We start from the raw sequence: 10,356 nt of genomic DNA, 5'->3' as shown, positions 1-10,356 counted from the left end.
TTTCTATTAATTGCTTTCTTCTATCATCGCTCATAATAACTCCAGTTGGGTTATGCGCCGTAGGATTTGTATATATGGCCTTAACTTTATTCCCATCATTTATAGCTTTCTTAATATTATATTCAAGGTTATCTACCTTTAATCCATCTTCATCAATATCAATAGGAAGTGGTTTAGCCTTAACGAATTTTATTGCATCAAGAGCACCTGTAAATGTTGGAGATTCAACTACTATATAGTCTTTAGGGTTTAATATTGAAAAGAATGTATAGTATATGCTAGACATTCCACCTGGGGTAAGAATAAGTTCGTCATATTCATTCATAACTATTCCCTTATTAATTAAATAATCTTTTATAGTTTTTCTTACATAGCTCAACCCAGTTGCTGGAGTATATTGTAATGCAGCTTCTCCTTCATTAATTATTGATTCATGCAATATTTTAGAGATTTTCTTGTGTTGTAAGGGTTCGGATCCTGGATATCCGAATGCCATATTTATTTTGATATCAGTATTTAACATTTCATAGATATCCATTCTTAGCACCTGTCTCGTTGTAGTTGGAAAAATAGTGGTATATAATTTTTATTTGGTTTTTTCTTAACAGATTAAGTTGTATTATAATATAACTAAAATGATGTTTAGTAATTTTTATATTTTGTTTAACCTAGGTATACCCAACAAATATAATCCTTCATCTAACGTATTTTTTACTAATTCAACCAATAACGCTTTCCCTTCTTTGATCCCATAATCGTTTTCTCTTATAACACTATCGTTTTCATACCACTGGTTAAATTGATCAGATAATGAAACTAAATAACTAACTAGATCTTCAGGTGATAAATCATCAGCAGCTTTTGCTGCAATTAATGGGAACTTAAGTGCTTTTATTAACATCGATCTTCTTAATTTATGATTAATTGTATCATTTTTAATTGCATCATAATTTATTTTGCCGTGTTTTTCTAATATATTTAATGCTCTAACATATGTATATTGTAAATAAGGACCGCTGTTTTCTTTTAAATTAATAGCCTTGGATATGTCGAAAGTTAATGGTTTCATAGAATTTAGTTGAACCATGGAAAACCTCAATGTTCCAACTGCTATCTTTTCTGCTATCTCGTTTGCACTATCGTTACTTATATTTGGATTTCTATTTTTAAGCTCTTCTACAGCCTTATTTTTAATATCTTCTATAACTTCATCCAGGGTAACATATTCTCCTCTTCTACCATGCATTGACTTTCCTGGAAGCCTAACAATTTCATAATCATAATGGATTAGATTTAGAGCCTCTTTTTTAAAACCAAGACCTAGTAATGCAAGCCTAATTTGTAGCTGTGGTAATCTCTGATCTGCTCCTATTACATTAATAACTTTATCAGCTTTTGTTTCATTAAATTTATAAATAGAATATGCAATATCTCTTGTAGTATATAGTGTTGATCCATCACTTCTTCTTAATATTAAAGGAGGCAATTCAAATCCTTTTGGCAAGTTTATTATTTTTGATATTTGTTGATCATTCTTTACTAACTCGTTTATTATAGAAGGAATATCTAAAGCATCGGCATCTTTAAATTTTGTAAAATATTTGTTATTTTTTGCTAAATTTATTACATTATCAACCAAACCATTCCATACTATGTCGCTTTCCCAGTCCCAATTATCAAAGTTAATATCTAGTTTATTTAAAGTATCCATAAATCCATTTAAAACGCTTTTTGTCATTGATCTTATTAATGATTTTTCTGGATCCAAACCTTTTTCGTAATTTAGCATAATATTTGAAATTTCTTTTTCTGGATCACTTAACGAGCTTAAGCCTGAAAATAGCTTATCAAAGAGATTGCTAGGATCTTGCGATTTTAGTTTTGTTAAAACAGCTGCGAGTTTTTCAGCTTCTTCCATATTATTTTTCTTCTTGGCTTCTAAAGCATCTAATGTTGTGCTGGAAACAGCATATATCCAACCGACTAATTTGTCAGGTTTTATGTTAACTTTTTTAGATAGTTCAAGTGGGTTTTCATTAATTATCTTAAATCCTAGAGCAGCAATAACTACCTGTCTTCCCATATCATCAATATAGAATCTTCTATTAACTTTATGTCCTCTAGCACTTAATAGCCTTGAAAGTGTGTCTCCAATACAAGTATTTCTTGTATGTCCCATATGCAAAGGGTGAATAGGATTTGCACTAGTATGTTCAACAACTATTGTTAATTGTTTATCTGATTTCTTAGTTTTTATAACCCCTCCATTTTTTACATAGTCTATAATTTTCTCAAATAATCTTTCTTCTTTAAATTTAAAATTTAGAAAACCAGATACTGGTTCTATATCAACTAATTTTAAGTTATTGCTGTCTAAATTATTATAGATTTTAAATATTAGATCTTCAGGTTTATTTAGAAATCTTTTTATAGGAAAAGAGAAGTCGGCATATTCTTCTTTTACCGGTTCCATTAAGAATCTGAAAACTTCTTCTTGATTTACTTTTAATTCATTTGATATTGTTTCTGCTATTATATCTATAGTCTTTACAAATGGATTATCCATTTTCTATTCCTCTTATTCTAATTAGTTTATAGTAGATATAAATATTATCAGAATTTTAATTATTTGAAATACAATTTATAAATTTCTTTTGCATTTAAATTAATACAATTCTATATTTCAGCGTTAATGATATGTAGAAACAAATATATAGGTGCACATTTAATTTATATTTATTGGAATAATGTGCACAGGTGAGTAATAATGAACTTATTACAATACATATTAAGTCCAACGGGGACATTAACTTTAGCTTCAATTATTTTTATATCTTATATTTTAGGGATATTACATGGAATTACTCCTGATGAACACACTTGGCCAATAACTTTTAGCTATGCTATAGGCAAATATAGTACCAAAGGTGGATTACTAGCAGGACTATTGTTTTCCTTAGGTTTTACCATTCAAAGAGCTTTTTTAACAACTATTGGGTATATTGGCTTAGCAAAAATTTATCAGGTCTACAATTTGGATGGTCCTGTTTATATAGTTGTAGGAATATTAATGGCAATTGCAGGGTCGTATGTATTGCATGGTAAATATATACATATACATCTTATACCAACTCGTAGGCATACCGAAGAAGCAGAAAGAGTTGAAATACCTAAAGATGTGCCATTAAAAATGACTATTATCCATGGATTAGTAGCTGGTTTTGGATTTGGCGCATATGCTTCTATAATAACCTTTATTTTAGCGCCTAAAGTACCATCATTAATTTATGCGCCTTTGCCTGGACTATTTTTTGGACTAGGGACTATGACAATGCAAGTTATTCTTGGCGCTTTCTTTGGAGGAATGATGAGAAAAATGGGTTATACAGAAAATGATATTAAATTCGTTGGCAGCAAGACTGCAGGGAGTACACTATACTATGGAGGTATAGCTTTTTCATTAATAGGCTTATTAATTATATTTATGCCATCTATAGATAGCTTTGCAATATCAACTGGTCTTTCAATACCGAATTTAAACGCAATAGACATAGGATTTATACTAGTAATTTTTGTTGTTGGTGCAATAGGGATAGGTAGCTTAGTAAAAACCGTATGGGATTTAAGAAAGGGAAAACTAAAGGTTATGGATAGAAAATAATTAATAATGATAAATATCAAAATTTTTATGGCAAGTATAGAGATTGTACAACAAGCACCTTTTTCCAAAACAAAAAATTAATTTTCTACCTATATGTGTATATTTTGTGAGGATTAGAGAGGGATTAGAGATTGCAGCATAAGAAACTATATAGGATATATTTTACAGAGTTTAATGAGGAAAACTTTGAAAATATTGTGAAAATCTTAAAAGACAAGTACAATTCTCAGGTAAATGTTATAAAATCAAATGTAATAGATGAGTTTAGGGCTATAGAGTTATATTTAGATAGTGATTCGTATTTGGGTGAAATAAAGAATTTAATCACTTCATTGACAGGATCTCAATATGTTAGAGTTGATTTTATAGACACAACTAGGTGATGATTAAAATTGATAATAGATGATAAATTAACAAAGGAAAAATATAATCAAAAAAGCATAGAAGAATGGGTTATGAATTACTGGAAAGATAAAGAAATATACAAAAAAATAAAAGAAAAAAGCAATCGTTCTAATAAAAAGTTCTATTTCTTAGATGGGCCACCTTATGCTAATGCAAAAACAATACATGTAGGAACGCTTTGGAATAAGGTGTTAAAAGATACCCTGCTAAGGTATTATAGAATGAAAGGCTTTAACGTATGGGATAAACCAGGTTTTGATACTCATGGATTACCAATAGAAGTTATGATAGAAAAAGAGCTAGGCTCAAATAACAAGAAAGATATAGTTAATAAAATTGGTGTTGATAATTTCATAAATAGATGTCTAGCCTTTGTAAAAGAAAACATTAGTGCAATGACAAAAGATTTCCAAGAAGTTGGAGTTTTTATGGACTGGGACAACCCATATTTGACTTATGAAGATTCATATATTGAATCAGGGTGGTATTTGATAAAAAAAGCATATGAAAAAGACCTTTTATATAAAGGGAAAAATGTCTTACATTGGTGCCCAAGATGCGAAACTACATTAGCTGATTATGAAGTTTCTGAATATAAAGAGCTAGAAGATCCATCAGTTTATGTCAAGTTTAAAGTGAAAAACGAGGAAAATACATATTTACTAATATGGACAACAACGCCGTGGACATTGCCCGCTAATGCATTCGTTATGGCTCACCCTGATATAGATTATGTTATGATAGAAGCTAATAATGAAAAATTAATATTGTCTAAAGAAAGGCTTGATAAAGTTGTAGAAGAATCTAGAATTAAAGAATATAAAATAATTAAAGAATTTAAGGGAAAAGAACTTGAAGGATTAGAATATGTACATCCGTTAGAGGAGTTGGTTAAAGCGCAAAATGAACTTAAGAAATATCATAAGGTTGTAATGGCTCCAGAAGCAGTTGTTAGCGGTGAAGGTACAGGTTTAGTGCATTCTGCTCCTGGACATGGTGAAATAGATGCTATTGTTGGTAGTAAATTAGGTGTACCTTTAATAAGTCTTGTTAACGATCAAGGATTTATGATCGAAGATGCAGGTAAATATGCAGGACTATACTTTAGAACTGATGCAAACAACGAAATACTAAAAGATTTAAAGGAAAAGAAAGCATTGCTGCATTTAGGTAAAATAAAACATAGGTATCCTGTATGCTGGAGATGCAAAACACCTTTATTATTAAGGGCAACAGAACAATGGTTTATAAAGGTTTCTAAGATAAAGGAAAAACTAATTAATGAAGCTAATAATGCAGAATGGGTTCCTCAATGGGCAAAGGACAGATTTATGAATATCGTTGGCAATGTAAGAGATTGGGTAATTAGTAGACAAAGATTTTGGGGAATACCATTACCTGTATGGGAATGTGAGAATTGTCACCATATAGAAGTTATAGGAAGTTTAGATGATATATTAAAATTAAATGGTAAAAGACCTTCTAATATGCATAGGCCGTGGATAGATGAAGTCATATTAAAATGTCCTAAGTGTGGAGGCCAAATGAAAAGGGTAAGTGATGTATTAGATGTTTGGTTTGATAGCGGAATAGCTTTTTATGCAAGTCTGAATTATCCTAGAAATAAAGATCTTTATGAAAATCTATCTCCTGCAGACTTGATATTAGAAGGTCATGATCAAACGAGAGGATGGTTCTTCAGTTTATTGAGGAGTGGCGTTATTGGTTTTGATAGTGTACCATATAAGAGGGTTTTATTACATGGTTTTGTATTGGATGAGCAAGGAAGAGAAATGCACAAATCCCTTGGTAACTATGTCTCTTTTGAAGAACTAATGTCAAAAGAGCCTAGGGATGTGGTCAGACTTTATGTGCTACAAAATACAACATGGGAAGATTTAAAGTTTTCATGGAAAGGAATTGAGCAACTCTCAAGAAATTTCACTATAATATGGAATGTATTTTCGTTTGCATCTATGTATATGAGCTTGGACAAATTTGATCCAAACAATATTAAATTAGACAATCTTACGTTAGAAATTGAAGATAAATGGCTCTTATCAAGATTAAATAACCTAATAAGGAATTTTAACAAATATTATTCATCATTAGAAGTTCATAATGCTGCAAGATTAGTTATTGATTTCATAGTTGAAGATGTAAGTCATTGGTATCTGAAACTTATAAGAAAAAGGGTATGGGAAGATGAAGATACCCCCAGCAAGAGAGCAGCATATGCAACGCTTTATTATGTATTAAAGAATTGGTTGTTATTATCAACGCCAATAATTCCATTTATTAGCGAATATCTATATCAAAAATTTGTTAGATCTGCAGAACCTAATTTACCTGAAAGTATATCCTTATTAGAAATTCCAGATGCTAATTTAAGCTATATTGACGAGAAGCTAGAATCAAAAATGGAATTAGCAAAGAAAATTATAGAAAATACTTTGTCAGCTAGAATGAAAGCGGGGATTAAAATAAGATTACCGATAAAAAGTTTAATAGTTTCAACTCATGAAAATGGTATAAAGGATATAATTATTGAAATGAAACCTTATATAAAAGAAATGGCAAATGTAAAAGATATACAAGTAGTAGGAAAAGAGTTTTTTGAGCAAGCAAAGATATACAAATTGGAGCCAAATTATAAGGAGCTAGGCCCTTCTTTTAAGAAAATTTTGCCTATGATAGTTCAAGAAGTAAAAAACAAGGAAGAAGAAATTGGACAGTCATTAGTAAAAAACGGTTATTATGAATTAAACATAAATGGAGAAAAAATTAAATTAGAAGCTAAGCATTTCAAAATACAAGCCACTTATCCTGAATGGTTAGAAGTATCAGAATCTGATATTGGAGTTATAGCAATTGATAAAAGAGTAAGTGAAGAAGAGCATAGCGAAGGATTAGCAAGAGATATTATAAGAAGAATTCAATATATGAGAAAAGAATTAGGACTTCCAGTAGATGCTTATATAGAAACTTGGATAACAACTGATGATAACGAATATTTATATAATATTAAAGCTTTGGAAGGTTATATTAAAAATGAAACTAGAAGTAAATCGATAAATTACATCAGCCCACCAGACGATTCCTATTCGAAGGAATGGGAGGTAGAAGAAAGACGGATAATAATAGGAATAAAACTAAAGCAGTAATACATCCAAGTGAGTTACATTCATATTTTTATTGTCCAAGGGTTTATTTCTTTGAAACACATATAAGGAAAAGAAAAAGTATCACAACTAGGATTCGATTATTTTTTGGTAGTATTTTTCACTATGCTTTCAGGCTAAGAGATATAATTAAAAAATATTCGTATGAGATACCCATAGAAACAGATCTAGGAAATTTAATAATAAGGGGAAGACCTGATGCATTTAAAATAGATAAATCATCAGCATACATAATAGAAAGGAAAAGTTCTAAACCTCCTTACAAAGGGGCTTGGATTAGCGACATTATGCAAGCGGTCGCATATAGCATAATTTTGATTAGAGAAAAAAATCTAAAAGAAGCTAAAATAGAAATAAGATATCCAAATAAATCAAAAGTATTCGATTTAGACACTGAACTTATTTCAATGCTTATGAAGGCTTTAGATGAGATGCTTTTAGTAAAATATAGCAATATATTACCTTATGCTAAAAGAGGTAATAGATGTAATAGCTGTCCATATAAACAAGAATGTTTTTCATTGGATGAGGGGTTAGAATCTGATAAGCAAGAATTATTTGAGCCTGGTAGTTGGATAGAAAACCTTAATTTAATATATTGATAAAATTTAATTCTTAGAATTTTAATTAATTAATGTTATACTTTATTACAGCCTAGCAACAAATATGTTGTCTTTATCTCTTATAATTTTTGCCTTTATAGTTGAATTATTAATTTTTTCTTTAGATATAACTGAAATCACTCTAATACAATTTTCATCGACGCCTAAGTATTCATTTTTAAGCCACCCTATTCCAACAATTTTTATTTTTATTTTATCATTAATATGAAATGGTTCATCTATTTTTACAGATTTTTTAAACCCTAAATCTTCAGGCTTTACAAGCAATTTGTAGTCGTATTCATTTTCTAGATATTTTAGCCATGAGTAAAATCTTTGCCATGACCATGGCTTTATTTTCTTTGGCTTTCTTCCAAAGTGATGAATTTCAAATTTTTGTATTAAAATTCCAGTTGGATAATTGCTTTTAACTCCGGCTTTGTTTTCCTTAGCCCATTCTATTAGATATCTCATTTCATTTTCGTTTTCTTCTGGTATGACAACTGGTGTCAATACTATATCAATATTGGTTTCTTTTATTATATCGCTTGCAATTTTAAGTATTTTTAATGAATTGTACCATTCTACACCAGCCAAATATCTTGCTTTTTCTTTAGTATAAGAATCAATACTCAAATTAATCCTATTTAATCCTGCTTTATCGAGTTTTTTTGCGAGAGGTAAAGATAAAGATCCTCCATGGGTTTCTATCGCAATACTATATACATTTGGAATTTTTTTAATTAATGATATTAATTTAATTATTTTTGGATGCATTATTGGCTCGCCAACACCATCTATTAAAACTTCTATTTCATCATTTTTAATTGACGCTATGTTTTTGACCCATTCAAAAAGCCACTCTTCATCCACTATGTATTCTGATGTCCTAAATTTCGAATTAGGGCCAGAATCAACACTACAAAAAATACAGTTATGAAAACATGTGCTAATAGGTCTTACTTGTATTATATTAGTTCCTCTATCGATTAATCCAAAAGCTATATGACCCATTAACGGAAATGGTTTATTTATGTAATAAATTGGTCTTCCATAAAAATTTGAAACATTTTTAATTTTTATATCGCAATTCATTTAAATCACTTTTTTAGGAATTCTAAGAGTATAGTTGGGATTTTCAATACCTATGCTAGATAGAAGTTCACATAGTTTGCATAAATTCCTTCCTAACGTCGTAGGTTCCCCGCATTTTATGCATCTATTTAGTTTTGTAGAAATCTCATGGGGATGTACGTAGTCTAAGATTTGATCTAAAGTCTCAATAAATTTTATTAAAATCCCGGGATTTTCTTTTTCATATTTATAAAGTTCTCTTCTCACGATCGCTCTTAGCGTAGGGGCTAATTCAATATAAGGACATTCTGTTTGTTGAATATGATACTTTCTTATAAATGTAAAAGTAGCTGTTTCCCATTCATATATTTTCCTTAAAGGTTTTATCCTCTTTACTAGCATATTATCATCGGCAACACTTGCATTTGGGTGCTGCTTTAGTAAGCTATTTATATCCCCTTTCATTAAGTTTATTATAGCTGTTTGAGCTTCATCGTCAAGATTATGTGCTGTAGCAAGTTTTGTTGCACCCATTTCTCTTGCATAATAATTCATTATTCTTCTTCTAGATGCACCACAATACGTGCATGGTGTGAAATAGTTCTTGGATTCTCTTGATTTATTAAATATTTCATCCATGCTATAGCCTATATAATCCTTTATACTGGTAACAATTATATCAACTCCTAACTCTTTAGCTGTGTTAACTAAAAATTTTGCATCTTCTTCTTTATTATATCCATGAATTCCTTCAATAATATTTAGTCCGATAAGCTTATTTGATTTTGAAAAATATCTGCTTAGTACATCTAACATGACGTATCCATCTTTACCTCCGCTTAGAGCCATCATTACTATGTCATTGCTTTTTATCATATCCCATCTTTTTATCTCATTAACAATTCTATTGCTTATATCTTCAATAAAACATTCTTTGCACAGCTTTCTATTGGAATGTTGTTGATAAATCTCTGCTGGTCTAACTTTGCAAACATCGCATGTTTTCATCAGATTCACCGAATTTGCTATACGCTATTTTATTTTCATAGATTAATTACAAAGTTAAGGGTATTAACTTTTCTTATAGAAATTAACAATTTTAAAAATAATTTTTCATTTTAAAAAATTATAAATGTTTAGTAATCTATAAAAAATTAACTGCTGACCTCCTCCCTGCCCTAAAGGATGAGGGTTCCCCAGAATGGTTCACAGATTTATAGTTTACCGCCTTCATCTTCATCACTTCATAGCTAGTATCTAAAAGCCACCACGCTCCATTAGTTTTAACTGTAGACCACTGCTAGATCTTCAACCCATTACCCCTATCCCTCACTACCGAGAACTCTCTGCTCCCCATCTCCCAGGGACCCAGGGATATGTATCGGTGCGAGAATACTTAACACATATTTAACATACCCGTTATGTTCCCCAC

The 10,356-nt window shown here is 30.2% G+C and carries 8 protein-coding genes; 4 read left to right on the top strand and 4 right to left on the bottom strand.

All coding sequences use genetic code 11. The annotated features are described in order from the left end of the window. Both Q0C16_RS03125 and Q0C16_RS03120 read right to left on the bottom strand, forming a co-directional pair. On the bottom strand, nt 1-538 hold a 538-nt coding region (locus Q0C16_RS03125; RefSeq protein ID WP_292319582.1), incomplete at its 3' end, for an aminotransferase class I/II-fold pyridoxal phosphate-dependent enzyme. 114 nt (nt 539-652) lie between these two features. Next, nucleotides 653-2,566, bottom strand: coding sequence for an arginine--tRNA ligase (locus Q0C16_RS03120; protein WP_292319581.1), 1,914 nt, complete (start codon nt 2,564-2,566; stop codon nt 653-655). A gap of 201 nt (nt 2,567-2,767) precedes the next feature. Between Q0C16_RS03120 and Q0C16_RS03115 the strand changes: the two genes are divergently transcribed. The 4 genes from Q0C16_RS03115 (at nt 2,768) to cas4 (ending at nt 7,850) form a co-directional block, all read left to right on the top strand. Further along, nucleotides 2,768-3,661, top strand: coding sequence for a hypothetical protein (locus Q0C16_RS03115; RefSeq protein WP_292319580.1), 894 nt, complete (start codon nt 2,768-2,770; stop codon nt 3,659-3,661). 131 nt (nt 3,662-3,792) lie between these two features. Further along, the gene (locus tag Q0C16_RS03110) at nt 3,793-4,044 is read left to right on the top strand and encodes a hypothetical protein (RefSeq protein WP_292319579.1); all 252 of its coding nucleotides are present in this window, start codon (nt 3,793-3,795) and stop codon (nt 4,042-4,044) included. 9 nt (nt 4,045-4,053) lie between these two features. After that, the gene (ileS, locus tag Q0C16_RS03105; protein ID WP_292319578.1) at nt 4,054-7,230 is read left to right on the top strand and encodes an isoleucine--tRNA ligase; all 3,177 of its coding nucleotides are present in this window, start codon (nt 4,054-4,056) and stop codon (nt 7,228-7,230) included. Beyond that, on the top strand, nt 7,179-7,850 hold the full coding sequence (cas4, locus tag Q0C16_RS03100; protein ID WP_292319577.1) for a CRISPR-associated protein Cas4: 672 nt from the start codon (nt 7,179-7,181) through the stop codon (nt 7,848-7,850). Before ileS ends, cas4 begins: the two co-directional genes overlap by 52 nt. Nucleotides 7,851-7,895: 45 nt before the next feature. Here the strand turns inward: cas4 and Q0C16_RS03095 are convergent, their stop codons facing one another. Together Q0C16_RS03095 and Q0C16_RS03090 are read right to left on the bottom strand one after the other, a co-directional pair. Then, nucleotides 7,896-8,945 (bottom strand): radical SAM protein, encoded by a 1,050-nt coding sequence (locus Q0C16_RS03095; RefSeq protein ID WP_292319576.1) that lies wholly within the window; start codon nt 8,943-8,945, stop codon nt 7,896-7,898. Then, nucleotides 8,946-9,932 carry a TIGR00269 family protein gene (locus tag Q0C16_RS03090; protein WP_292319575.1) on the bottom strand — a complete coding sequence of 329 codons (987 nt, stop codon included), beginning with the start codon at nt 9,930-9,932 and terminating at the stop codon, nt 8,946-8,948. Between the last annotated feature and the right edge of the window lie 424 nt (nt 9,933-10,356).

Origin of the sequence: Caldisphaera sp. (assembly GCF_023256325.1) — an archaeon.
Lineage (GTDB): Archaea > Thermoproteota > Thermoprotei_A > Sulfolobales > Acidilobaceae > Caldisphaera.
The sequence above is the reverse complement of the archived record's forward strand: the minus strand, read 5'-3'. Positions and strand labels throughout refer to the sequence as shown.